This is a genomic window from Synergistaceae bacterium (assembly GCA_017450125.1).
GTDB lineage: Bacteria > Synergistota > Synergistia > Synergistales > Aminobacteriaceae > JAFUXM01.
Genome location: JAFSWZ010000010.1, coordinates 109,275 through 132,036 on the forward strand (window position 1 = coordinate 109,275; position 22,762 = coordinate 132,036).

Annotated in this window: 24 protein-coding genes and 1 tRNA gene; 5 read left to right on the plus strand and 20 right to left on the minus strand. The window is 54.5% G+C overall.

All coding sequences use genetic code 11. The features are described from left to right. Window position 1: 1 nt before the first annotated feature. From metA to IJT02_01400, 3 genes are read right to left on the minus strand one after another with little or no spacing between them, the layout of a single operon-like run. A complete protein-coding gene (gene metA / locus IJT02_01390; GenBank protein MBQ7543578.1) occupies window positions 2-934 on the minus strand; it encodes a homoserine O-succinyltransferase in 933 nt (310 codons plus the stop codon). Further along, complete coding sequence (locus tag IJT02_01395; GenBank protein ID MBQ7543579.1) at window positions 934-2,340, minus strand: hypothetical protein; 1,407 nt, start codon at window positions 2,338-2,340, stop codon at window positions 934-936. Before IJT02_01395 ends, metA begins: the two co-directional genes overlap by 1 nt. Window positions 2,341-2,344: 4 nt before the next feature. After that, complete coding sequence (locus tag IJT02_01400) at window positions 2,345-3,034, minus strand: NAD-dependent deacylase (protein MBQ7543580.1); 690 nt, start codon at window positions 3,032-3,034, stop codon at window positions 2,345-2,347. A 39-nt stretch (window positions 3,035-3,073) separates the two neighbouring features. On the opposite strand from IJT02_01400, the gene IJT02_01405 reads away from it, so the two are divergent. After that, complete coding sequence (locus IJT02_01405) at window positions 3,074-3,676, plus strand: methyltransferase domain-containing protein (protein ID MBQ7543581.1); 603 nt, start codon at window positions 3,074-3,076, stop codon at window positions 3,674-3,676. A gap of 21 nt (window positions 3,677-3,697) precedes the next feature. On the opposite strand, the gene IJT02_01410 is transcribed toward IJT02_01405, so the two are convergent. Both IJT02_01410 and leuB read right to left on the minus strand, forming a co-directional pair. Next, a tRNA-Ser gene (locus tag IJT02_01410) sits at window positions 3,698-3,785 on the minus strand. A gap of 68 nt (window positions 3,786-3,853) precedes the next feature. Further along, the gene (gene leuB, locus IJT02_01415) at window positions 3,854-4,915 is read right to left on the minus strand and encodes a 3-isopropylmalate dehydrogenase (protein MBQ7543582.1); all 1,062 of its coding nucleotides are present in this window, start codon (window positions 4,913-4,915) and stop codon (window positions 3,854-3,856) included. A 232-nt stretch (window positions 4,916-5,147) separates the two neighbouring features. Between leuB and IJT02_01420 the strand changes: the two genes are divergently transcribed. Then, window positions 5,148-5,294, plus strand: a complete 147-nt coding sequence (locus IJT02_01420; protein ID MBQ7543583.1) for a hypothetical protein — start codon at window positions 5,148-5,150, stop codon at window positions 5,292-5,294. A gap of 113 nt (window positions 5,295-5,407) precedes the next feature. Further along, entirely contained in the window at window positions 5,408-6,610 is a 1,203-nt protein-coding gene (locus tag IJT02_01425) for a radical SAM protein (GenBank protein MBQ7543584.1), read from the plus strand. A 30-nt stretch (window positions 6,611-6,640) separates the two neighbouring features. Here IJT02_01425 and leuD read toward each other — a convergent pair whose 3' ends face one another. Together leuD and leuC are read right to left on the minus strand one after the other, a co-directional pair. Next, complete coding sequence (gene leuD / locus IJT02_01430) at window positions 6,641-7,123, minus strand: 3-isopropylmalate dehydratase small subunit (protein ID MBQ7543585.1); 483 nt, start codon at window positions 7,121-7,123, stop codon at window positions 6,641-6,643. Window position 7,124: 1 nt separating this feature from the next. Next, window positions 7,125-8,387, minus strand: a complete 1,263-nt coding sequence (leuC, locus tag IJT02_01435) for a 3-isopropylmalate dehydratase large subunit (protein ID MBQ7543586.1) — start codon at window positions 8,385-8,387, stop codon at window positions 7,125-7,127. A 129-nt stretch (window positions 8,388-8,516) separates the two neighbouring features. Here leuC and IJT02_01440 point away from each other — a divergent pair, with 129 nt between their 5' ends. Beyond that, window positions 8,517-9,146 carry an NAD(P)-dependent oxidoreductase gene (locus IJT02_01440; GenBank protein MBQ7543587.1) on the plus strand — a complete coding sequence of 210 codons (630 nt, stop codon included), beginning with the start codon at window positions 8,517-8,519 and terminating at the stop codon, window positions 9,144-9,146. Window positions 9,147-9,148: 2 nt separating this feature from the next. Further along, window positions 9,149-9,559, plus strand: a complete 411-nt coding sequence (locus tag IJT02_01445) for an Rrf2 family transcriptional regulator (GenBank protein ID MBQ7543588.1) — start codon at window positions 9,149-9,151, stop codon at window positions 9,557-9,559. A gap of 36 nt (window positions 9,560-9,595) precedes the next feature. Here IJT02_01445 and IJT02_01450 read toward each other — a convergent pair whose 3' ends face one another. From IJT02_01450 to IJT02_01510, 13 genes are all read right to left on the minus strand, one after another. Then, window positions 9,596-11,125, minus strand: a complete 1,530-nt coding sequence (locus IJT02_01450) for a 2-isopropylmalate synthase (GenBank protein ID MBQ7543589.1) — start codon at window positions 11,123-11,125, stop codon at window positions 9,596-9,598. A 233-nt stretch (window positions 11,126-11,358) separates the two neighbouring features. Next, window positions 11,359-12,558 carry an RICIN domain-containing protein gene (locus IJT02_01455; protein MBQ7543590.1) on the minus strand — a complete coding sequence of 400 codons (1,200 nt, stop codon included), beginning with the start codon at window positions 12,556-12,558 and terminating at the stop codon, window positions 11,359-11,361. 104 nt (window positions 12,559-12,662) lie between these two features. Then, window positions 12,663-15,020 (minus strand): Smr/MutS family protein, encoded by a 2,358-nt coding sequence (locus IJT02_01460; GenBank protein MBQ7543591.1) that lies wholly within the window; start codon window positions 15,018-15,020, stop codon window positions 12,663-12,665. Continuing rightward, window positions 15,021-15,563 carry a CvpA family protein gene (locus IJT02_01465; protein MBQ7543592.1) on the minus strand — a complete coding sequence of 181 codons (543 nt, stop codon included), beginning with the start codon at window positions 15,561-15,563 and terminating at the stop codon, window positions 15,021-15,023. It lies immediately after the preceding gene. Between the two features lie 15 nt (window positions 15,564-15,578). After that, window positions 15,579-16,172: a tRNA (adenosine(37)-N6)-threonylcarbamoyltransferase complex dimerization subunit type 1 TsaB gene (gene tsaB, locus IJT02_01470; protein ID MBQ7543593.1), complete on the minus strand. Its 594-nt coding sequence runs from the start codon at window positions 16,170-16,172 to the stop codon at window positions 15,579-15,581. Continuing rightward, complete coding sequence (gene tsaE, locus IJT02_01475; protein MBQ7543594.1) at window positions 16,169-16,612, minus strand: tRNA (adenosine(37)-N6)-threonylcarbamoyltransferase complex ATPase subunit type 1 TsaE; 444 nt, start codon at window positions 16,610-16,612, stop codon at window positions 16,169-16,171. Before tsaE ends, tsaB begins: the two co-directional genes overlap by 4 nt. Continuing rightward, entirely contained in the window at window positions 16,602-16,856 is a 255-nt protein-coding gene (locus IJT02_01480) for a hypothetical protein (protein ID MBQ7543595.1), read from the minus strand. Before IJT02_01480 ends, tsaE begins: the two co-directional genes overlap by 11 nt. Then, window positions 16,843-17,679 (minus strand): NAD(P)H-hydrate dehydratase, encoded by an 837-nt coding sequence (locus IJT02_01485; protein MBQ7543596.1) that lies wholly within the window; start codon window positions 17,677-17,679, stop codon window positions 16,843-16,845. The genes IJT02_01480 and IJT02_01485 overlap by 14 nt, the downstream gene beginning before the upstream one ends. Before the next feature lies 1 nt (window position 17,680). After that, a complete protein-coding gene (locus IJT02_01490; GenBank protein ID MBQ7543597.1) occupies window positions 17,681-18,640 on the minus strand; it encodes a D-glycerate dehydrogenase in 960 nt (319 codons plus the stop codon). Window positions 18,641-18,643: 3 nt separating this feature from the next. After that, a complete protein-coding gene (locus IJT02_01495) occupies window positions 18,644-19,198 on the minus strand; it encodes a peptidylprolyl isomerase (GenBank protein ID MBQ7543598.1) in 555 nt (184 codons plus the stop codon). Window positions 19,199-19,306: 108 nt separating this feature from the next. Then, on the minus strand, window positions 19,307-20,092 hold the full coding sequence (locus IJT02_01500) for a TIGR00282 family metallophosphoesterase (protein ID MBQ7543599.1): 786 nt from the start codon (window positions 20,090-20,092) through the stop codon (window positions 19,307-19,309). Then, window positions 20,089-21,618, minus strand: a complete 1,530-nt coding sequence (rny, locus tag IJT02_01505) for a ribonuclease Y (GenBank protein ID MBQ7543600.1) — start codon at window positions 21,616-21,618, stop codon at window positions 20,089-20,091. The genes IJT02_01500 and rny overlap by 4 nt, the downstream gene beginning before the upstream one ends. Before the next feature lie 145 nt (window positions 21,619-21,763). Then, window positions 21,764-22,702 carry a polysaccharide deacetylase family protein gene (locus IJT02_01510; GenBank protein MBQ7543601.1) on the minus strand — a complete coding sequence of 313 codons (939 nt, stop codon included), beginning with the start codon at window positions 22,700-22,702 and terminating at the stop codon, window positions 21,764-21,766. Window positions 22,703-22,762: the final 60 nt, after the last annotated feature.

Sequence of the window (22,762 nt, forward strand, 5' to 3'; positions counted from 1 at the left end):
CCTAATTTGTTGTAAGGTCTGTAATATTCCGCGCATCGTAAGGTGTCTGCTGATACACAAAATAGTTGAGCCAGTTGGAATAAAGCAGGTTCGCACTCGACCGCCACGTGCAGACCGGCGGTTTTGTGTCGTCGTCGTTCGGGAAATAATTATACGGCACGTGAATCGCAAGTCCTGCGCGTTTGTCCCGCCAGTATTCCAGCGCAAGAGTCTCGGGGTCGTACTCCGAATGCCCGGTGATGAAGAGTTGCCGCCCCTCGTTGGTGGAGACCGCGTAGACTCCTGCTTCCTCGCTCTCAGAGAGAATCTTCAGCGCAGGTACTCTCTTGATGTCGCTCCGCATTATCGTCGTGTGGCGTGAGTGCGGAACCATGAAGACATCATCCGAGCCCCTGAAAAGTATCGAGCCCTTGTGCGTAACCCTGTGGTGAAACACCCCGAACAGCTTGCTGTGCAGATGAATTTTCGGGATGCCGTAATGATAGTACAGCCCGGCCTGAGCTCCCCAGCAGATGTGGAACGTGCTGTGAACGTGGGACTTGCTCCACTCCATAATCTCGCACAGTTCCCGCCAGTAATCCACTTCCTCGAAGGCCATGTGTTCGACGGGCGCGCCGGTGATTATCATTCCGTCAAAGTACTCGTGCTTCACCGCGTCAAAGTTCCTGTAGAATGCCAGCATGTGTTCGGCGGGAGTGTTCTTGTGCGCGCGTCCGCTGGCGGCTATGAGCTCAATCTCAACCTGAAGCGGAGTGTTGCCCAAAAGGCGGGCTAACTGCGTCTCCGTAGTTATCTTTGTGGGCATGAGGTTAAGGATAAGGATGCGCAGAGGCCGGATGTCCTGCGACTGCGCACGCCTGCGTGTCATCACGAAGATGTTTTCGCGCTCAAGGACTCCCGCTGCCGGAAGGTCTCCGGGTATGTTTATGGGCATCAGTCGTCGGCTTTCTGTGCGAAAATCTGCACGAACACTTTATGTGTCTCGGCGGGAAGTATCCTGTAGCCCTTCTTCTCCTTCGTCATCCACAGCGAATAATCCTTGTAGAATGAACTTGCCAGAGCCAGCGTCGCCTTCTTCCTGTTCTCCTTAATCTGCTCGTACGGGGCTTTGACCTTCCTGTCCTCGTCGCTGTCCCACCTGTACGCGGCAAGTGCATAGCTCACTGACTTATCTTCTCCGCCTATCGGGAACGCGGGCAGAAGCAGAGAGTTATCCTGCCAGTCGTAAGCCCCCAGTCCCTGACCCGGCACGAAAATTGCTCGCGGAATGCCGTACATTCTGACGCGCGGGACGTTGAACATCGCGATGTCCATTCTGCACATGTCCTCAAGAATCGCGTAGTTCGCAGCGTAATCGAGGGGCATCGCGTCCGGCAGGCAGAGAAGAGAAGTATCAGCCCGTGCATTTTTGCCCGGAACAGTGAGGTAGTCGCGTTTCTTCACGAGGATTTCACGAAGCTGGCTGCGCTTCATGTTGGCGGACATTCCTGCGCATTCGTCGGTGATTTTCTTCATGCGCCGGGCAATCTTGGCCGCGTCAATCTGCGAATAGAGGACTTCACGCGCGAGGGTCTTCGTGGTTTCGTGGAGCTGAAGGAATCTCTCGGCTCTCGGTGCAGGCAACGGGTCAGCCTCCTTCTTGCGGGCGGAATTAATCTCCATCAGCATAGCATTTTCCGCGTCGAGAAACGCTTTGCGGAGCTTGGCCAAGTTCTGTCGGAAGGCTTCATCTCCCTCGCGGTACTCGGGAACTCTCATGTTCACCTTCATGTACGGAATTAGGTTGTCATTCAGCGCGCGCGATGTCTGGTCTGCGTTGAGCTTGAGGCCGTACGTCGCAACGATGCCGGCTAACTCCTTGTCGCGTTCTGCCTGCGCGGAGGTCAGGGCTTCGGCGAGCTGTGCTGAGCGTGTGCTCTGGGACATGCCGATTGAGGGTTCAGGTGCTGGGTTGCCGGTGATTGCCGCCCAAGTTTCGGCTATGTAGTCCGAGAATGCCATCACAGGGAAGATTCCTGCAGGGCACTTCGCGGTGAGGAAGGCTTTAGGGTCAAAGCTCCTGCTCAGGGACAACACGCGGTGAACGTAGCCTGTATTGATGAACAGCCTCTCTTCCGCGTCAAAGGCCAGCTGTGCGGGCATTGCCTTAGTCTGTGCGTCAACCAGCGTAAAAAGTATGTCCCAGTAGGAGCTGGACATTATGCCCCACAACTTTTGTGCCTGAATCTTGTCGTCGGTTTTGCCTGAAGCGAGCAGAGAGAAGTATCTCCGCGCATTGCTGTCTAACTTGCTGACTTCGTCCTGAACTTCCGGGACGTTCTGCCATCGCTTGAATGCCATTTGCTTATACCTCCTTCAACAGTTCATCCCTCATTACCGCGACTCCCTTAGAGGCGACTTCCTTGATGACCCTGAAGTTCAGCCACTCGGGCACGTCAACGTCTGCCGGGTCAATCAGGTAATTCTTCGTCCCTCCCCGAAGCTCATTGACCAAGCCAGCCGCCGGATACACCACAAGCGACGAGCCCACTACCGCAAAGATGTCCGCACTCCTGACGAGCTTTGCCGCGTTCATGATTTCGGGTACAGCTTCGCCGAACCACACGATGTGCGGCCGCAGAAGGTCTCCGTCCTCGTCGCGCTCGCCGTACTTCATTGCGCGGTAGCCGATGTCGATGATCTTGCTGTCGTTGTTCACGGGGCGGGCTTTGGTCAGTTCGCCGTGAAGGTGAAGGACGTGATGGCTTCCGGCTTTCTCGTGAAGGTTGTCGATGTTCTGGGTGATTATCTGCACGTCAAAGTGTTCCTCAAGTTCCGCAAGTATCCTGTGTCCGGCGTTGGGCTGAGCTTTCTCGAGCTGGGCCCGCATGTCGTTGTAGAAGTCCGTCATCAGCTGGGGATTCCTGTACCAGCCCTGAATGCTCGCAACGTCCTCGACGCTGTAACTCTCCCACAGTCCGCCGGAATCACGGAACGTCTTAAACCCGCTCTCTGCACTTATCCCTGCACCAGTCAGCACAACAAGCCTCTTCATAAACACTCTCTCCCTGTATAATTATGTATGAATTGCTAAATGATAACACTAAATTTTGTTCACGGAGGAGAATCACAATTGCACATCAAGGAGAGTATGACCTTCCTGAAACGTTTTGCGAGTTCACCCAGAAGAATAGGCAGTGTTGCGCCGAGTTCACGCTTCCTGACGAAGGCAATGCTTGACCGTGTTGACTGGGAGAACGCCAGATACATAGCCGAGCTCGGGGCGGGGACAGGAGTCTTCACGCGCGAGATAGTGAAGCGTGCACGCAAAGACGCGAAGATTCTTGTGTTCGAGATTGACCCGGCACTGCAGAAGATGATTCGCGACGAGCACCCTGAACATGAGGGACTGACGCTGCACAGCGATGCTCAGGAGCTCTACAGGTACATGAACGAGAACGGCATCACCGCGCTGGACTTCGTGATCTCGAGCCTGCCTTTCACGGTGCTTCCGCCGAAAATGACGGTGAGGATTCTTAACGCAGTCGTGAAGAGCTTGAAGCCGGAGGGACATTTTGTGGCGTACCAGTACTCCTCGATAATGAAGCATGTCCTGAAGAAGAAGTTTGCGCACATGAAGACACGGTTTGTGATGTTCAACGTTCCGCCTGCGTTTGTGTATGACTGCTGGAAGTAATTCGGCGGGATGGTAAAAGAATGGCGGAAACGTAGAGATTCGAACTCTAGTAGGATCACTCCTAAGACGCTCTCCAAGCGCCCGCCTTCGACCGCTCGGCCACGTTTCCGTCTGGTGAGAGATTATAGCACAAAAACGGGAAGCCCCCAAACGTTCACGGCCTCCCGTAAGTTTGTCTTACAGCTTCGTGATAATCGCGTCCCTCATCTGCGATCCGGTTATCAGCTTCTCAGCTCCTGTGTAGATGTCTCCCGTCCTCAGGCCGTCGTTCAGCACAGCGTCAACAGCACGTTCTATCCTGTCAGCCTCAGCGTTCATCCCGAAGCTGTAGCGCAGCATCATTGCCCCCGCAAGAATCGTCCCGATGGGATTCGCCTTGTCCTGTCCCGCAATGTCAGGTGCTGAACCGTGAATAGGCTCGTACAGCCCGCGATTGTTATCACCCAGAGACGCGCTCGGTATCATTCCGATTGAGCCGACGATCTGGCTCGCTTCGTCCGACAGAATATCTCCGAACGTGTTTTCCGTAACGATAACGTCAAATTCGCTGGGAACGCGGATTAACTGCATCGATGCATTGTCGACATAGAGATGATTCAGCGAGACTTCAGGGTACTCCTTCGCAACGTCCTCAACAATCTCCCTCCAGAAACGCGACGTTGTGAGGATGTTGGCCTTGTCGATTGAGGTTACTATCTTGCGCCTGCCCATTGCCGCCTTGAACGCAACGTGAGCAATCCTCCTGACCTCGTGCTCAGTGTACTCCATCACGTCGCGCGCGGCACGTTCACCGTCGGGCGTGGTGAAGGCCTCGTGCTTGCCGAAGTATATTCCGCCGGTGAGCTCGCGAATGATGACGAAGTCTATTCCCTTGTCCGCAATGTCCTTCCTCAGCGGGCACGCCGAAGCAAGAGGAGCGAAAATCTTGGCCGGACGGATATTGGCGAAGACCTTAAGGCCTTTGCGCACGCCGAGAAGTCCGCGCTCTGGCCTGTTCTCTGGGGGCTGGTTGTCCCACTTAGGGCCTCCGACTGCTCCGAGCAACGTTGCGTCCGCGTCCTGGCAGATTTTGAGGCTCTCGGCGGGCAGAGGTTCGCCGTATTTGTCGATTGCGTTGCCGCCCATTGCGACCTCGCGGAAGTCGAAGGCTTTGGGGGCGGCTTTCTCGAGGACAGCGAGGGTTGCGCCGATGACTTCCGGGCCGATGCCGTCGCCGGGAATTACTGCTACATTCTTCATGGATATTCCTCCTTGTGAAGCAGAAACTTTGTGTACGACGTAATATTAGCACAGAGCTATATACGCAGAATAGCTGATGACAGTTGCGTTTTTTTTTATACTTATTATGAAGGTGATTGCGGATGCTGTGGCTGAGGATTGCGGCAGGGAGTATGTGCGCACTATCGCGGCTCACAGAAAATCGGAAAGCATCATCAACAAAATTTTTGACGAAAGGAATTAAGTGATAACTATGCTGAGTTACGAAGAGTTCTCGAATTACGGAAGTATGTCTGCCGACTGCAACCCTGACCCTTGCGGCCCGGATTATGACTCTGACTGTATGCCGGACTGCTCGCCCACTGAGGACGGCTTTGACTGTTGCCCGTTCGAAGAGTAAGGAGGAATAATCGTGTTGAGCCACGAAATTCTCACGAACGATGACGAATACACCCGCATAGAATGGTGCGAGCCTGACGACTGCAACCCCGATTACTTTTGCAGGCCTGACAGGTGGTAGTGTACTATCTGGAGCACAACGTCTACCTTGTTGACGGAAAAGTAAACGCGGCCTTCTATGACTTCAATCATGGAAGGCTTGTTCATGTCAGTACGGCGGGCAAGAATCTACTGCGCAGGGTTCTCGGCCAAGATGCAGAACTCACCAGCGAAGAACGCGCTTATCTCAACAGCCTAACGTCCCTGGGACTGCTCACCGACAAATTCACTGAGCCGCACGACATCAGCGAACTTTGCGGGAAGCCCGTTATAGATTTCGTGTGGATAGAGGTTACGACCTTCTGCAACCTGAAGTGCCTGCACTGCTACAACGAAGCAGAAAGCTCATGCGGAAAAGTCATGCCTTACGAGGACTTCTGCCACGTCATCGACGAGCTTGTTGCTTTCGGGGTCAGGAAGGTACAGCTCATCGGCGGAGAACCCCTCACTCTCGGCGACAATCTTACGCGCTATCTTGACTACTTGGCCGGGAAGTTCGACTACGTGGAGATTTTCACGAACGGCACGCTGATGACCGACAGCCTCATCACTTACCTCAAGGCACACGGAATCAGAGTTGCCCTCTCCCTGTACTCGTACAGCCCTGACGAACACGACAAAGTTACACGTCTGCCCGGCTCATGGGCAAGGACGAACGAAACCATACGGAGATTGCGCGAGAACGGCATACCTTACGCAGTCAAGAATGTCCTGATGAAGGGTGTTGCTCTCGGCGACAAGAACACTGACCTTTACACGCTGAACCCCAAGAAAGATGTTGTGCGCCTCACAGGCCGTGCTTCCGCCTCTCTGCTTACGATGGAGCTGGCGCGCAAACGATTAATCACGAAGAGGAGCTTCCGCCGCCGCCTCAGCAAAGGCTTCGTGCAAAGATGCTTAAGCGGGCATAACTGCTTCTCGCGGAGATTATACTTTGCCGCAGATTTGACCGTCTACCCCTGCGTCATGGAACGCCGAATCTCTCACGGAAACCTGCGCGGCTCACACCTTCCCGACATAATCAATGAGGACATACTTTCACTGAACAAGGACAGAATCCACGAGTGCAGTGAATGTGAGTTCAGGTACTGCTGCCACGACTGCCGCCCAGACTCCGGCGGAAGAAACCTTCATGCAAAGGCTTGGTACTGTACTTATCTTCCCCTGCTGGGACAATGGCAGGACGAGGAGAATTTCTTGAGAGAGCAGCTCCCCTGAAGAAACCTTCGGGGGAGTTTTTGTTGTGTGCTAGTTCTTGGCCTTCTTGAGGGATGCCATCAGTCCGCCGTCCTCTATCATCTGCTTGATGAACTCCGGGAACGGCTCAGCCTTGTAGGTCTTGTGCTTCGTCTCGTTCGTGATTATTCCTGTGTCGAAATTCACGCTCACACTGTCGCCGTCCGCAATGTCCTCCGCCGCTTCAGGGCACTCCAGAATCGCAAGCCCTATGTTGATTGCGTTGCGGTAGAAGATTCGCGCAAAACTCTTCGCGATTACGCAGGAAATCCCCGATGCCTTGATGGCCACAGGAGCATGTTCCCTCGATGACCCGCACCCGAAGTTCAAGCCCGCGACGATAATATCTCCAGCCTTCGCCTTCTTCGTGAAATCCTTGTCGATGTCCTCCATGCAGTGCGAGGCTAACTCTTTCTCGTTCTGGCTGTTGAGGTAGCGCGCAGGGATAATTACGTCAGTATCTACGTGGTCGCCGTATTTGTGTGCAGTTGACATTCTACATTACCTCCTCTGGGTGAGAGATGTGCCCGGTGATTCCCGACGCGGCGGCAACAGCAGGGGACGCAAGATAGACCTCGCTCTTTGTGTGCCCCATCCTGCCGACAAAGTTGCGGTTGGTCGTAGAAACGCAGCGTTCACCTTCCGCGAGAATGCCCATGTACCCGCCGAGACACGGCCCGCACGTCGGAGTGCTCACAACGCATCCTGCGTCAAGGAAGATGTCCGTGTAACCCCTCTTCATGCATTCGCGGTAAATCGCCATCGTCGCAGGAATCACTATTCCCCTGACCCCTGCGGCCAAGTGCTTGCCCCTAAGAACATTCGCGGCGGCCTCCATGTCCTCAATCTTGCCGTTTGTGCACGAGCCGATAACTATCTGATCAATTGCAATGTCCTTCCCCTCGCGCGCGGGGTGTGCGTTTTCGGGAAGGTGAGGGTAAGCGACGGTGCAGTCTATCTCGTCAAGGTTGAGCTCAACGACGGATTCATACTCTGCATCAGGGTCAGGGTAGTACGCAGTCCATTCACGATTCACGCGTCCCTTCAGGAAATCGCGCGTGATGTCGTCGACGGGGAAGATGCCATTTTTGCCGCCGGCCTCTATCGCCATGTTCGAGATTGTGAGACGGTCTGCCATCGTCAGCTCGCTCAAGCCCTCGCCCGAAAACTCCAGCGACTTATAGAGTGCACCATCAACGCCGATTCTGCCGATGAGCGTCAGGATTACGTCCTTCCCTGAGACGTAGGGCTTCTTGTGGCCGGTAACGTTCACTCTGATTGCCGCCGGGACTTTGAACCACGTACTACCCGCCTTCATTGCCGCGCCCATGTCCGTCGAGCCGACCCCCGTCGAGAATGCCCCTAACGCTCCGTAAGTGCACGTGTGCGAGTCCGCGCCGATAACCGCTTCGCCGGGAGCTACGAGTCCCTGTTCAGGAAGCAAGGCGTGCTCGATGCCCATCGTTCCCACGTCGTAATAGTGCTCAATGCCGAAACGATGCGCGAACATACGGCACTGCTTGCACTGCGTTGCTGACTTGATGTCCTTGTTGGGGACGAAGTGATCCATAACCATAACGATTTTTCCCGTGTCAAATACGCTGTCGAAACCTGCCGCCTCGAACTCGTTTATAGCTACGGGAGTTGTGATGTCGTTGCCGAGCACAAGGTCTAACCTAGCCTGAATGAGCTGGCCTGCGTGAACCTCAGGAAGCCCCGCGTGTTTCGCGAGTATCTTCTGAGTCATTGTCATACCCATTGAGTTACCCCCTCTGTGTGAAAGTTTCTGTATTGTACCAGATTTAAGATTGTAACTATTGACATTACAGAATGACAGTGTAAAATCTTCAGCGTTGTAACAATAATCCCTACAGGAGGAAGACAGCTAATGAAACTCGCAGTTGTATGCGCAAACGGCAAAGCAGGAAGCCTCATAGTCGACGAGGCAGTGAGCAGAGGCCTCGACGTTACGGCAATTGTTCGCGGACAGAACAAGACCAAAGCACAGCACGCAGTCATCAAGGACATTCTTGACCTCAAGGCGGAAGACCTCAAGGGCTTTGACGTTGTGGTTGATGCGTTCGGGGCATGGACACCCGACACACTGCCTCTGCACAGCAAGAGCCTTAAGGTTCTGTGCGACGCTCTCTCGGGAAGCGAAACTCGCCTTCTCGTCGTCGGAGGAGCAGGAAGCCTCTACGTCAACCCTGAACACACAGTGCAGCTCTACCAGACCCCAGAATTTCCCGACGCGTTCAAGCCTCTTGCGACGGCTCAGGCAAAGGCACTCGACGAACTCCGCAAGCGTGATGACGTGCGCTGGACGTTCGTGAGTCCTGCGGGGGACTTTCAGGCGGACGGCGGGAGAACAGGCAAGTACATTCTTGCTGGCGAAGAGCTGACCCTCAACGCGAAGGGCGAGAGCATCATCAGCTATGCGGACTACGCTATAGCGATGGTTGACGAGGCAGTGAAAGGAAATCACATCAAGCAGAGAATTTCTGTAGTCAGAGAATAACTGTGCAGATTTCCAGCAGGTTCACAATCGCAGTTCACATTCTGACGTGTATAGACTACTTTCATGAAGAGTGCACAATAACGAGCGACTTCTTGGCCGGGAGCGTGGGGGTGAATCCCGTGATAATCCGGCAGATAATCTCCCAGCTCAAAACGGCGGGACTGGTTGAGGTTGTGCGCGGAAAAGGCGGAATACTTTTAGCCCGTCCTCTTGAGAGCATAACACTCTACGATGTCTATGAAGCTGTCGAGAGCGTGAAGGGAAAGCTGTTCCGTTTCCACGAGAACCCCAACCCTGATTGTCCCGTCGGGAAAAACATACACGCCGCACTTGATGAGAGCCTCGATGAGATTCAGGAAGTCCTTGAAGGTAAAATGAAGTCTATCACCATGAAGGATATAGCGTTAAGGTAAAGATTGCCGACCTATGCAGTATAGGTCGGCAAAAATTTACTCTGCCTCGAACATCTTGTTGATGCCGCTGATGTATGCCTGCAGAGACGCTTCAACTATATCCGTCGAAATCCCCGAGCCGGTGTACATCTCTCCCGTCGAAACGCTCGAAATCTTCACCACTGCCTCGCCTATGCTGTCTTCGCCTTCGGTTACTGCCCTAACGCTGAAATCTTCGAGACGCGCATCAACCCCCAGCATCTTGTTCACTGCCTTGAACGCCGCATCAAGAGGACCTGCTCCGTACTCTACTCCCTCCATCACGCTGCCGTCCTTCCTCAGCTTCACGTAGGAGATCTTCGGAATGTCGCTCCCGCTGGTTATCGAGTGGCTCAGGAGCTGGCAGGTTGACGCTGTACCTTCCTCCGGCCTCACTATCCGCGAACGGTGAAGAGTCAGTGCCTCAAGGTCTGAGCTCGTGATGGTCTTCTTCTGGTCGGCCAGCTTCTTGAACCTCACGAAAATATCTTCAAGCTCCTCGTCAGGAATCTCGTAGCCCATCGCTTCGAGCCTCTCACGTATCGCGTGCTTGCCCGAGTGCTTCCCGAGAACTAACGCCCTGTGCGGAACGCCGATTTCGTCAGGGTTCATTATCTCGTAGGTCTGCGAGTTCGTTATCACGCCGTGCTGGTGGATTCCTGCCTCATGCGCGAAGGCGTTTGCTCCGACGATGGGCTTTGTCGGCGCGATCGGGACTCCTGTAATGTTGCTGAGAAGACGGCTCGACTTGTAGATTTCCCGCGTGTTAATGTTCGTGTCCGCGTCGTAGAAGTCCCTGCGGGTACGTATCGCCATCACGATTTCTTCAAGGCTCGCGTTGCCCGCGCGCTCGCCGATGCCGTTGACGGTGCATTCAACCTGAGTTGCTCCGGCCTTAACGCAGGCTAAAGAGTTCGCGACTCCCATTCCCAAATCATTATGGCAGTGCACGGAAATATCTACCCCGTCAATACCTTCAACGTGTGCCTTCAGGTACTCGATGAGGTCAGCCATCTCGTGCGGAGTTGAGTAGCCCACAGTGTCAGGGACGTTGATTGTGGTTGCTCCGGCGGCTATTGCGGTGCTGAAAGCCTGTGCGAGGAACTCACGCTCCGAACGCGAGGCATCCTCTGCGGAGAACTCTATATCGTCGCACTTGGCCTTTGCGTAAGAGACCATCTCGGTGATTGTCGAGAGAACCTGCTCACGCGTCATCCTCAGCTTGTACTGCATGTGAACATCACTTGTCGCTATGAATACGTGAATGCGGGGCTTCTTCGCGTCCTTGACTGCATCCCACGCGGTGTCAATGTCCTTCTTGTTCGCGCGGGCAAGGCTGGCTATCGTGCAGTTCGGGGCGGCACTTGCTATGGCCTGTATGCTCTTGAAGTCCATCGGCGAGGCTATCGCGAAACCTGCCTCGATGATGTCAACTCCGAGCTTCTCAAGCTGTCGGGCCATGACTATCTTCTCGCTGAGGTTCATGCTGCAGCCCGGGGACTGTTCGCCGTCGCGTAATGTTGTGTCGAAAATCTTAACCTGATGCATTAACTGTTATTCCTCCCATAAAAAACGGGGTCTGAGATTTTGTGTGATTGTCTCAGATTCCCCGTATGATTATCATGTTCTGCTGTGTGCACTGAAAGTTACTGCACTCCCGGAGAATCCGCAGTGCATAAGAGTAGTGCGAGGGCAGTTGTGAACATTATGCGATTCTCCTTTCTAGTATTGATGCGGGATATTGTACAGGCAAAAACAGTACCTGTCAAAACACAACAGCTCTAATTGATGCCGATATATTTCTCAGGAGCAACTTGCTTGTCATTGATCCTAAGTTCAAAATGCAAATGAGGCCCTGAGGAATTCCCTGTCGTCCCTACATAACCTATAATTTCGCCCTTTTTGACTGTGTATGAGCCTAACTCCTGATACCTTGTACCGGCAACAGTATACGTACTGCCAGAACCTGCTGACACTGTTACGACAGGCTTGCACTTTGTAAAGCCACTCAGGTGAGCATATCGTGCCTTAGTCTTCCCATCACTTGACGTAAAATAAATTACGTTACCATACGATACTAGCTTCCCGTTATAGTTACCCTTAGTCCCTATTATTTGTCTGCATTGAATCGTACCGTCCTGAATAGCATACACTGGTTTGCCGTTTATGCCGCTTGCAAGAATATCGTGTTTAAAACCTCCGTTGCCTGCAAGATTGTAGTTGCCCCAATATGCTCCTGCTACAGAAATAGGGTTTGCATATCCAGAACTAGGATTAGAGGACGTGAAAACTGTCTTGCTGACCCAGCGATCCTTCGTGCCGTTGCTTACAGGATAGCGTACGTAATACGCATTGCTCGTCTCCTGCAGAACTGTAACCATGTCGCCCTTATCGACGCGCTCATTGCCGTTGCGTTTGCTCAATGCAGAGTCCGTATACGCGGGAACGGTTTGCAAAGCCTGACGCTTGGTCTGGCCACCACCGCCTCCGCTGACAGGAACAAGTTTCCAGCTTGCAGATGCCCCACTGTGAGTATCCCACAAATGCACAATTGCACCGTTGAATGCCCTGTTGTTGTCGAGGTCTATAATCCTGTTTCCTCTCAACTTGCTCTGAATCAAGTAATAACCATTCCCGAGATTCCCGAACCTCCAGTAACAACTGTCCGTTTTATCGTTGGGATACAGCCACAGACGAGCATCGTTGTTCGAGTTACCGCCCTGAACGTTGATGACATGTCCGGAAGCTTTGTGAGTGATGGTGTACCAGTCTCCGTTTACTCTACGGAGCGTGAAAATCTGTGCCGCCGAATTGTTCTTCTCGTAGAGCCAGATAGGGGTTTGCGCTGCATTGCCGCCACCTTTGACATCAATAGTAAAATTGTTGTTTGCACGGGGGACAATGTAATAATCTCCATTGTTCGGATATACAACAGGAATCGCAAGTGCAGCAACAGGAACAAGTACAGCAAACACAAGCAACAGAAGACCACAACCGATAAATCTACATCAGCTGATCACCACTTGCATGAAAATATTGGGCAAAGTATTTCACATGCACAATGAAATATCAAGGCCTCACCCCCTCACTTCCTGAACTCCACAATAGTTACTCCGTACCCGCCTTCTCCCTCCATTCCGAGACGGTAGCTCTTAACGTACTTCAATCTTGCGCACAACGCGTGAACCTCCCGCCGCAAAATCCCTTCTCCGCGTCCGTGAATCACCGTTACAACGGAGTGATTAGACCTGTAAGCGCGGTCAAGATACCCTTCAACCAGCGGCATCGCCTCAGCAACGAGCATCCCTCTCACCATGATTGACGGCGGAACGCTGTCAGCCGCAGGAATCTTCGTCGTGTCCGCAAGCGGTGCTGCAACTTTCGCCTTCTTGTCCGTCGCTATGAGCTGCCCGACAGGCACATCAATCGTCATCGGCCCGGCAGTCATGTATGCCCGTCCGTTCCGAATCTCGTTGATTATCCCCACAATCCCGCTCCCGGCAACCTGCGCTGTAACTCCAGGTGCGGGCTCGAACGTTTTCGGGCTGCTCTCTATCTCGCGTTCCGTGCGTTTCTTGTGTCTCTTGTCGATTATTCCCCTCAGTTTCTCCAGCTCCCTCCGCCGAACATCATAGCCCTTCCTTGCTGAAACCTTCGCAGTCTCCTCAAGCTCACGGATAATCTCCTTCGAGGTTTCTTCCGCCCGTGCAATGAACTTCTCCGCACGCCTGTCTGCCGCCTGCATTATCTTGTCCCGCTGAATGTCTATCTCCGTTACACGTGCACGGTAAGCGTCCCTCAGCTCCTCTGCCTCGCGCATAGTCGCCTGAAATTCACGCTCTGCACGGTCAAGGGCTGCCTTGCGTTCGTTGAGCTCGCTCATTATGTCTTCCGCCGTAACTTCCCGCGAATCCAGCTCGCCCTGCGCCAGCTTCAACACACTTTCCGGCATTCCGTAACGTTTCGCGATGAGAAGGGCACTGCTCCGGCCCGGTATTCCCATCAGCAGCCGGTAAGTCGGTTCGAGCTTCTCTATGTCGAACTCCATGCTCGCCGTCTCGACTCCCTGCGTCATCAATGCGTATTGCTTTATCGGGTTGTGGTGAGTCGTCGCAAGAACCGTACAGCCCTTCTCCTTCAGCGTCTCCAGAATCGCAACTCCCAACGCCGCGCCCTCGTGAGGGTCTGTGCCAGCTCCTAACTCGTCGAGAAGAACAAGTGATGAGTCAGTAGAATCTTTGAGGATGCTGATTATCTTCTTCAGGTGAGAACTGAATGTCGATAGGTTCTGCTCTATGCTCTGTTCGTCGCCTATGTCCGCAAATATTGCGTCGAACGTCCCTATCACCGTCCCGTCCCGCGCAGGTATCGGCAGGCCGAGCCACGACAGCGCGATTAACACGCCCGCAGTCTTGAGGGTTACGGTTTTTCCGCCGGTGTTCGAGCCGGTTATCACGAGCGTGCTGAACGAGTCCCCGCATTCCGCGTCAATTGGGACTGCCTTCTCACGGAGCATAGGATGACGCGCGCCGGAAAGCCGGAAGAATTTGCGCTCAGTGAGTTCGGGAATCACCCAGTGCTTGGAGCGTATAAGCACATCACACGCGCACAGAAGGTCAAGCGTACCGATTACACGTTCTGCGCTGGTGATTGCGGTCTCGCGTGAAAGTATCGTCCGCGTCAGGCCAAGAAGTATGTTCCTCTCCTCGTCGTGCTCGTCCCGAGATTTCACTATCAGCGTGTTGTTGACGTGCGACAAGGCTTTAGGTTCCATGTACACGGAATTTCCCGACGCTGAACGTTCAACCGCCAAGCCGGGAAACCTGTTGATGTATTCCTGCCGTACCAGAAGCAGAAACCTTCCTTCACGCCACGACAGCGAACGTTCCTGCAGCATGTTCGTGATGTCGGAGTCGGAGAGGAGCTTCTCTGCAATTCGTCTGCCCGTGCGCTTCTGTGCCTCAATCTCCGAGCGCAAATCGTAGAGCTTCGGTGATGCGGTGTCCATTAACCGCCCGGAGTCCTCGATAACGTTAAGGCTCTCAAGTTCCGGCGAAAAATCCCGGATTCCTCTGCGCAGTGCGTCAATGTGCTCGTGTTTCTCCGAGAAACTCGCTAACTCTTCGCGGATGTGGCGCGCACACTGCAGGACTGCCCTGACCTTCACCAGCTCTTCACCCGACAGAATCCCGCTCCTCCGTGCCTGCGTGAACATTCCGCTGACAGACTCCAGCCCCGCGCTGAAGCGAAACTCTCCGTTGTGGTCAGTCAGGTCAAGCCACTCACGCAAGAGGGCTTCACGTTCACGGAGGGCTTCGAGAGTCTCTGCGGGCTTGAGCGACAATAATACCTGCTCCCCGAGTTCACCGCGCAGGTTCTCACGGTATGGGAGCAGGTTTTTGCTCAGCTCTAAGACTTCCGCAACGTTCTGTGAAAGATGCATCTATTTGCCCGTCAGCTTTCCCAAGTCAAGCAGGCCGTATTTCTCGAGTATGTCTCTAACGTAAGGCCATACTTTGGACGCAAAAGTCATCGTGTAGCTTCCTTCGTACCAGTCATCAGAGAGGAATGGAGATGCCGCCGCGAAAACCGCAACAATGATGAAGCACGTCTTCAGGACCGCGATAACAACGCCCATCATCCTGTCAGTAACGGTGAGATCTGTAACCTTGACCATGTAGGTGAGGATTGCTCCGACACCCGCAAACAGCATCTCGACAATGAAGAATATCAGCACCATGCAGATTATCGAGACTATTCCCCTGTCGATGCTCAGGCTGTCGTTGAACAGCATATGTATCGCGAGCTCCGTAGCCGCCTCGTTGAAGTGGAACGCACAGAAAGTAGCCGTGCCTATCCCCACAAGTCCTATTACCTCGCCGGAAAATCCGCGCATAACTCCTTTGTAGAGGAAGTACGCGAACACCAGAAACATCACTGTATCTATGATCGTTCCTATAGCCATTCCCATAGCCATAGCATTCATGTTTATCACTCCTTATCAGTTTGCGCCCTGAGGAGCACGGAAGTAGTTAATCTTCAGCTCCAGAGGGCTTGCCGCACAATCAATTCTTTTCCCCGCAAGTTCGCAGAGAGCTTCTATGCTTGGCCTGACCTTCACGGCTTCGAGCCCTGCACGTTCCGGGTCATCGGAGACAGCCAGTGCGTCAGGGTTAGCTTTTCGCCATTCAGCAACTTCTTCGAGTGTGTATTCTCCCGCATCAAGGAAGCCTTCACAGCCCGCGTACACGTACCCGTGCCCTGCATAAACCACAGCAAGAACTTTCCCCTTCTGCCCGAAAGACAGGACATCAAGCGACGACACAGGAACAATCTTTGCGCCCGAAGCATACGCAACGCCCGATGCATACGCCGCACCGACGCGGATTCCCGTGAAGTAGCCGGGTCCGTTGGTCAGAGCAACGTAGTCCAGAGACTCCCACGCATGCCCGCGCATTACGCGTTCAGACATTTGCGGAAGTTCTGAGGACTGACGGCGGCCTAAGTCCTCCTGCTCTGAGGCGACAATTTCACCGTCCACCATCAATGCGACTCCCGTCAAGCGCAGACAGCAATCAACCGCTAACATCTTCACAGCTTCATCAGCACTCCTTCCGCCTTCTGCCCCTGCGCGTCAATCGTTATTCGCCTCTCCGACTCGTCCGGCGCGGAGAAAGACACTTTCAGCACGTCGTCCGCCGGAGGGTTCTTCCAACGTTCCGGCCACTCGACGAACAGCACAGCGTCTTCACCGTACTCTTCGAGCCCCAATGAAGCAGCATCATCGAGCCTGTACAAGTCCGCGTGAATCACGAACAGCCCCGATTCCGCCTCGTACTCGTTGATGAGGGTGAAGGACGGACTCCTCACGCCGGAAATCCCCAGTGCCTCGCCGACTCCGCGAACAAGTACGGTTTTCCCCGCGCCCAAATCCCCGCAGAGCAGTACGCACAGCCCGCCTGTTAGAGCTTCACCCAGACGGCGGCCAAGTGCACGGGTTTCCTCCTCAGAGTGCGAGACAAATTCACTTGTCATGTCTGCGGGAACGCTTCTTCATGATTATTCGGAGGACAACGCACGAGACGCAGAACAGCACCGCAAAAAGCACCGAGCGCGGGATCTCTACGCTTGCCCCCGTGAAGCGGCTCATTCCGAAGATGAACGCTACAGCCATCCCGAAACTCAGAATGCTCATGAATAACCCTCTGCGCCGAATCTTCTCCGTCTTCTGAATCTCCGCGTCCCAGTCCACGCGTTTGCGGGGTTCACGCCTTTGCATTTCCGCTCCTCAAGTCTCCGATGACTTTGCGCAGTGTGTGTGCAATCTCCGACGCAAGAACCCCGTCAACTCCGCTCCGTGCCAGCAGGTCTCCGGCCATTCCGTGAATCGTTGCTCCGAGAACCGCCGCATCGAACGCCTCAAGCCCCATCGCCAAGAACGCACCGATACACCCAGACAGTACATCTCCTGAGCCGGGCACGGAGAGTTCAGGTCCGCCGTGCTTGATTTCCGCGTACTTTTCCCCAGAAGCTACGAGGGTGTTATGTCCTTTGAGCACGACACAGCCCCAGCGTTCGGAGAGCTCGCGTACTGCTCCCGGCCTGTCCGCGTGAACCGCCGCAGGAGGAATCCCCAGCAATCTTCCGGCCTCGCCCTCGTGAGGAGTCAGAACGGAGTCAGCACGTGCCCGCAAATCGTCCTTCGTTACGGAGAGCGCGTTAAGTCCGTCGCCGTCAACAAGAATCTTCTTCGGCCACTCCTTCCACATTCGGGACGTGAAAATCTCGGCGGCTATCGTCCTGTCCAGTCCCGGCCCTATCACCAGCGCATCAATGTTCTTCTGCGCGAGCGCAAGTTCTTTCCACCTGAAACGGTCATCTTCGGGGCAGTAAACCACTTCGGGAAGACGGGCGGCGCATACATCGCAGACGTTCTGCAGAGAAAGCAGGGTTACGACTCCCGCGCCGGATCTCAGCGCACCGAGAGCACTAAGCGCAGGAGCTCCCGTGTAACGCTCCGAACCTCCGACGATTAACAGCCTGCCTCTGTGCCCCTTGTGCATTTCGGGCGAACGGGCGGGCAGCAAATCCTTGACGTTCATGCTACAGCTTCACCTCATTCGGGGGAGTGTTCCCCGCTAACACTGCTTCGACGTTGCGGACGACCATCAAGCCCATGTTCGTGCGAGTCCCCAGCGTCGCAGAGCCAACGTGCGGCATCAGCACAACGTTCGGGAGAGCCTTAAGCTCAGGCTCAACGTCGGGTTCATGCTCGTAGACATCGAGGCCTGCGGCGGCGATGGTGTGGTTCGCGAGGGCAGAGGCTAACGCCTTCTCGTCAACTACCGGGCCTCTGGCTGTGTTGATGAGGATTGCTGAGGGCTTCATTTTTGCAAGCTGTTCTGCACCGATGAGATGCCGTGTCTCCGGCGTAAGAGGACAATGAAGCGAAACGTAATCCGACTCCGCAAGAAGTTCGTCAAGGGTTACGCGCTTCCCTCCGATTTCGTCGAGTTCGGAGGTGTTATGCCGTCCGAAATACAGCACCTTCATTCTGAAGCCTAATGCTCCCTTACGCGCAAAGTTGCTCCCGATTCGTCCTGCTCCGACAATCCCGAGCGTCTTGCCCGTAATGTCAGAACCCAGCATGTACTCAGGCCCTCCGCCCATCTTTGACGTGCGAACGATGCTGTCTCCTTCGATGACTCTCCGTGCCGCCGCAAAAAGCAGTGCCCAGCCCAAATCCGCCGTCGCATCCGTGAGAACGTCAGGAGTGTTGCTGACGTAGATTCCCCGTGCGTTCGCTGCCTTCACGTCAATGTTGTTGAAGCCCACTGCATAATTCGCGATGAGCTTGAGATTCTCTCCTGCCTGTGCGATTAGTTCTGCGTCTATGTTGTCGCTGAGCATCGTAACTACAGCCGCATAATTCTTCAGCGCATAAAGCAGCTCCTCACACGTCGCGCCTCTAGCCTCAGAGTTCACGTCGTAGCTGCAGATTCTGCCCAGCTCCTCCATCGCCAGCGGAGGAAGCCTGCGCGATACGTATACCTGTTTCGTCATCGATTATTCCTCAATCGTTATGGTCTGGATTACTACTTCTTTTACGGGTCTGTCCTGACGGCTGGTCTTCGTGTGCCCAATTGCCTCGACAACCTCCATCCCCTCGATTACGTGCCCGAAGATTGCGTGATGCCCGTCGAGCCACGGGGTAGGTACGAGCGTGATGAAGAACTGCGAACCGCCTGTGTTAGGGCCTGCGTTAGCCATCGACAGAATACCCTTCGCGTTGTGCTTGAGGCCTTTGCCGAACTCGTCATCAATCGTGTAGCCCGGTCCTCCCATTCCTGTGCCCGTCGGGTCTCCGCCCTGAATCATGAAGCCGTCGATCACCCTGTGGAAGATTACTCCGTCGTAAAAACCCTTCTTTGCGAGGCTCACGAAATTGTCGACCGTCTTGGGCGCAAGGTCAGAGTATAGCTCTATCCTGAAGTTTCCCATTGATGTGGTGAAGGCCGCTATCGGTCTCTTGGCCGGAGCTTCCTCGTCAGCAGAAGCAGGTGATGTCAGAAGCGGAAGCATAGCCGCACCGAGTGCAAGTACTCCCATAAGTTTAAGCATTGTGTTTATTCCTCCTAAAATGTGTATGGATTGAGCAATGATAGCACAAAAAAATTCCTCCCCCGCTGTCAGCAGAGAAGGAATAATCTGCAGCACCCCTACGGCTCTCTACGTCAACGTCTCTGACGGCAAAGTTACCCTTATGATGCCCTCTGCGTGCCCTGTCTCCTCATTGATGTCTATCACTACTCCGTTGAAGGCAGCTTCTGACTCGCATGGCTCAAACTTCACGGGCAGTCCTGTGAGGAACTTCTGGATTGCTGAATCGTACGTTACGCCCAGCATTCCGCCGTGAGCTCCAGTCATTCCTGCGTCGGTGATGTACGCCGTGCCTTTCGGGAGGATTCGTTCGTCGGCCGTCTGAACGTGAGTGTGTGTCCCGACAACTGCGCTGACCCGCCCGTCAAGGTAGTGCCCCAGCCCCAGTTTTTCTGAGGTTGCTTCGGCGTGGAAGTCCACTAGCACGGGTACGCGGCCAAGTTCCCCGAGACACGCATCAGCAACAAGAAACGGATTCTCTATTGGAGGCATGAAGACCTGTCCCTGAAGGTTGAGGATGCCGAGACGTTTGCCCTTGCGCTCAATTATCCCGTGTCCTCTGCCCGGACAGGAGAACGGGTAATTCGCCGGACGGAAGACTCTCGTGTCTGCGTCGAGCACGGGGAAGAACGGAGCTTTGTCCCAGATGTGATTTCCGCTGGTCATTGCGTCGACACCAAGCGCGACGAACTCGTCAAGTATCTTTGCGGTCATGCCTTTGCCGTGAGCAGCGTTCTCGCAGTTGATGACGGTAAAGTCTATCGGCCCGAAGTCCCTGCGCAGGATAGGCAGTGCGAGTGCCAGAACTTCCCTGCCCGTGCTCCAAGCTACATCGCCGGAGAAAAGCACCCTCATTTTGCGAACTCCGATGCTCTGGTCTCGCGGGCTACGTTGACCTTTATCTGTCCGGGATACTTCATCTCTGCTTCGATTTTGCGCGCAATGTCATACGCCATTTTGTGGACTGTCCCGTCGTCCGTCTTGCCGGCGTTGAGGATAACTCTGACCTCGCGGCCTGCCTGTATCGCGTAGGCTCTCGTAACTCCCTCGAAGCCCTGCGCAAGTTCCTCGAGCTGCTTCAGCCTCTTGATGTATGCGTCGATGCTCTCTCTGCGTGCTCCTGGACGTGCGGCACTGATTGCGTCTGCCATCGCTACGACGACTTCGTACACCGAACCGACCTCGAGATTGTCGTGGTGGCTGGCTATGCAGTTCACGACTTCGGGACGCTCGCCGAGCCTCTTGGCCAGTTCCGCACCGATTGCCGCGTGAGGCCCCTCTATCTGGTGGTCGATTGCCTTGCCGATGTCGTGAAGAAGCCCTCCGCGACGTGCTGTCTCTTCGTCGAGGCCAAGTTCTGCGGCGATGATTCCGGCGATCTCTGCGACTTCGAGGCTGTGCGCAAGAACGTTCTGTCCGTAGCTAAAGCGGAACTTAAGCTGTCCTATCGTGCGGATAAGTTCATTGTTCATGTTCTTTATGCCGAGCTCAAGTATCGCGTTCTCGCCTTCGGTTATCATCTCTTCGTCTATGTCGCGGGCAGCCTTCTCTATGAGCTCCTCGATTCTTGCGGGGTGAATCCTACCGTCAACTACAAGGCGTTCCATTGCGCGGCGGGCGATTTCTCGTCGGATTGGGTCAAAGCTGGAAAGTGTTACTGCTTCTGGTGTGTCGTCGATAATGAGGTCTACTCCTGTGAGGCTCTCGAAGGCTCTGATGTTGCGGCCTTCCCTGCCGATTATGCGCCCCTTCATCTCTTCGCTCGGGAGAGGTACGACGCTCACAGTGCTTTCGCCTGCCGCCTCCACTGCACACCTCTGCATTGCTCCGATGATGATGTCCCGTGCTCTGCGGTCGGCCTCACGCATTGCCTGTTCCTCGAGCTCCTTGAGCTTCAGACCCAGCATGTGCCTCGCGTCGGCTTCGGTCTTTCGGAGGAGGAGTTCTTGGGCTTCTTCTTTGGTCATCTCGGCGATCTCCTGAAGACGTGCCTCCTGCCTCTGTATCGTCTCCTCAAGGGCGGCTCTGCGTTTCTCCAGCTCTTCCTGGCGCGTCTTGAGTTCGTCTTCTTTGCGGGTAACACGGTCAATCTTCTTGTCGAGGTTGTCTTCTTTCTGCTCGAGCTTGCGTTCTGTCCGCTGAATCTCTGCACGTCGTTCCTTGATGTCCTTCTGAGCTTCCTGACGGAGACGGGTAACTTCCTCGCGGGCTTCGGCTATCTTGGCCTGACGGAGTCGTTCGGCGGACTCTTCGGCTTCCTTGAGCATTGCGGCGATCTGCTTCTTTGTGCCGTTGATGCGTGAATTGTCCCACGCCCTGAGCCCGGCATAACTCAAGCCTGACCCGGCCATGAAGAACAATACTGCTAACACGTACTGCATAACTGTTTATCCTTTCCTGTTCTGCTGAAATATATATGTCCCAAAAAATGAAGGGGTGCTGAATCATATAGATACTAATCCCGAAAAATTTGGGTGGATGTGATAAATTCTACAGTTTTACGCAGTCTTTAACAAGCAAAAATTTCTATGGTTTCCCGGTAAAGGGTCTGCGTCTTCCTGTTCCGTCTGCACCAAACTTCTTGTCGAGCGCGTAATTGTCCTTCGGCCGTGAGAAATATCCGTCCCTCACTGTCTCAGGCTCGCCCATCCCGAGAAGTTCTCCTGCGGCAACGAACACGTAGCCGTCATCGCTGAGGATGTTCACGACTTCACGGAGAAGGTTGACCGTACCCTTCGGCACAAGGTTTGCGTGGAATAGGAGGATGCTTCCGGGCTTAGTCATTGACGCAACGAGCCTGGCGGAACGTTTCGCGCGCTCGAGCCTTGAGTTGTCTCCGGCTTCTGCGGCCACGTCCCACTGAACAACACGCATCCCCAGCTCCGCGATGGTCTTCAGTGCACGCTGGTTGTTCCTCCCGTAAGGCAGGCGGAATAGCGTCATGCTTTCAGGAGCGTCAAAGGCCTCCGCTTCTTCGCGCAATAACTCGTACTCGGCCTGTGTCCAGAGGATTTGCGCCCTCAGACCTTCGTCGCTCAACAATGCACAGTTGCCATGACTCCAGTTGTGGTTGGCGAGCTCAAAGAGCGGTGAGGTCATTATCTGCTTGACGCGTTCGGCGTGAGTGCGCATCCATTTTCCGCCCATGAAGAGCGTTGCGGGGATCTGCTTCTCCCTCAAGAAGCTAATCACGTCCATATCACAGCCGGTCGTGTTTGTGTCGAGCTCGCACATGTCGAACGTGAGGGCAACAGCCTTAACGTCGCCGGAGAGCTTTACGCGCCGGATGACTCCTTCGTCATCGGAGAGCGGAGGCAGGGCATTGAGGGGAATTGTTCGGGACGGAGGGGTAGTGTCGTTGGGGATAGCTTTGCGGCGGTCGAGGGAAGTTAGCTCCCACGATGGCGAGGCATAAACGGGCGCGGACAATACGCATAACAGCACTATGATTCTGATGGTCTTCATGATGAACGTCTCCTTTGCGGTGTGAGTGCTATTATAGCCTGTTATGTTGCCCGCCCTGAA

Bases quoted from the DNA above. Each gene is read 5' to 3' on its own strand.
- metA (MBQ7543578.1), bottom strand. From the start codon at position 934: ATGCCCATAAACATACCCGGAGACCTTCCGGCAGCGGGAGTCCTTGAG.
- IJT02_01395 (MBQ7543579.1), bottom strand. From the start codon at position 2,340: ATGGCATTCAAGCGATGGCAGAACGTCCCGGAAGTTCAGGACGAAGTC.
- IJT02_01400 (MBQ7543580.1), bottom strand. From the start codon at position 3,034: ATGAAGAGGCTTGTTGTGCTGACTGGTGCAGGGATAAGTGCAGAGAGC.
- IJT02_01405 (MBQ7543581.1), top strand. From the start codon at position 3,074: ATGATAACACTAAATTTTGTTCACGGAGGAGAATCACAATTGCACATC.
- leuB (MBQ7543582.1), bottom strand. From the start codon at position 4,915: ATGAAGAATGTAGCAGTAATTCCCGGCGACGGCATCGGCCCGGAAGTC.
- IJT02_01420 (MBQ7543583.1), top strand. From the start codon at position 5,148: ATGCTGAGTTACGAAGAGTTCTCGAATTACGGAAGTATGTCTGCCGAC.
- leuD (MBQ7543585.1), bottom strand. From the start codon at position 7,123: ATGTCAACTGCACACAAATACGGCGACCACGTAGATACTGACGTAATT.
- leuC (MBQ7543586.1), bottom strand. From the start codon at position 8,387: ATGGGTATGACAATGACTCAGAAGATACTCGCGAAACACGCGGGGCTT.
- IJT02_01440 (MBQ7543587.1), top strand. From the start codon at position 8,517: ATGAAACTCGCAGTTGTATGCGCAAACGGCAAAGCAGGAAGCCTCATA.
- IJT02_01450 (MBQ7543589.1), bottom strand. From the start codon at position 11,125: ATGCATCAGGTTAAGATTTTCGACACAACATTACGCGACGGCGAACAG.
- IJT02_01460 (MBQ7543591.1), bottom strand. From the start codon at position 15,020: ATGCATCTTTCACAGAACGTTGCGGAAGTCTTAGAGCTGAGCAAAAAC.
- IJT02_01465 (MBQ7543592.1), bottom strand. From the start codon at position 15,563: ATGAATGCTATGGCTATGGGAATGGCTATAGGAACGATCATAGATACA.
- tsaE (MBQ7543594.1), bottom strand. From the start codon at position 16,612: ATGACAAGTGAATTTGTCTCGCACTCTGAGGAGGAAACCCGTGCACTT.
- IJT02_01480 (MBQ7543595.1), bottom strand. From the start codon at position 16,856: ATGCAAAGGCGTGAACCCCGCAAACGCGTGGACTGGGACGCGGAGATT.
- IJT02_01485 (MBQ7543596.1), bottom strand. From the start codon at position 17,679: ATGAACGTCAAGGATTTGCTGCCCGCCCGTTCGCCCGAAATGCACAAG.
- IJT02_01490 (MBQ7543597.1), bottom strand. From the start codon at position 18,640: ATGACGAAACAGGTATACGTATCGCGCAGGCTTCCTCCGCTGGCGATG.
- IJT02_01495 (MBQ7543598.1), bottom strand. From the start codon at position 19,198: ATGCTTAAACTTATGGGAGTACTTGCACTCGGTGCGGCTATGCTTCCG.
- IJT02_01500 (MBQ7543599.1), bottom strand. From the start codon at position 20,092: ATGAGGGTGCTTTTCTCCGGCGATGTAGCTTGGAGCACGGGCAGGGAA.
- rny (MBQ7543600.1), bottom strand. From the start codon at position 21,618: ATGCAGTACGTGTTAGCAGTATTGTTCTTCATGGCCGGGTCAGGCTTG.
- IJT02_01510 (MBQ7543601.1), bottom strand. From the start codon at position 22,702: ATGAAGACCATCAGAATCATAGTGCTGTTATGCGTATTGTCCGCGCCC.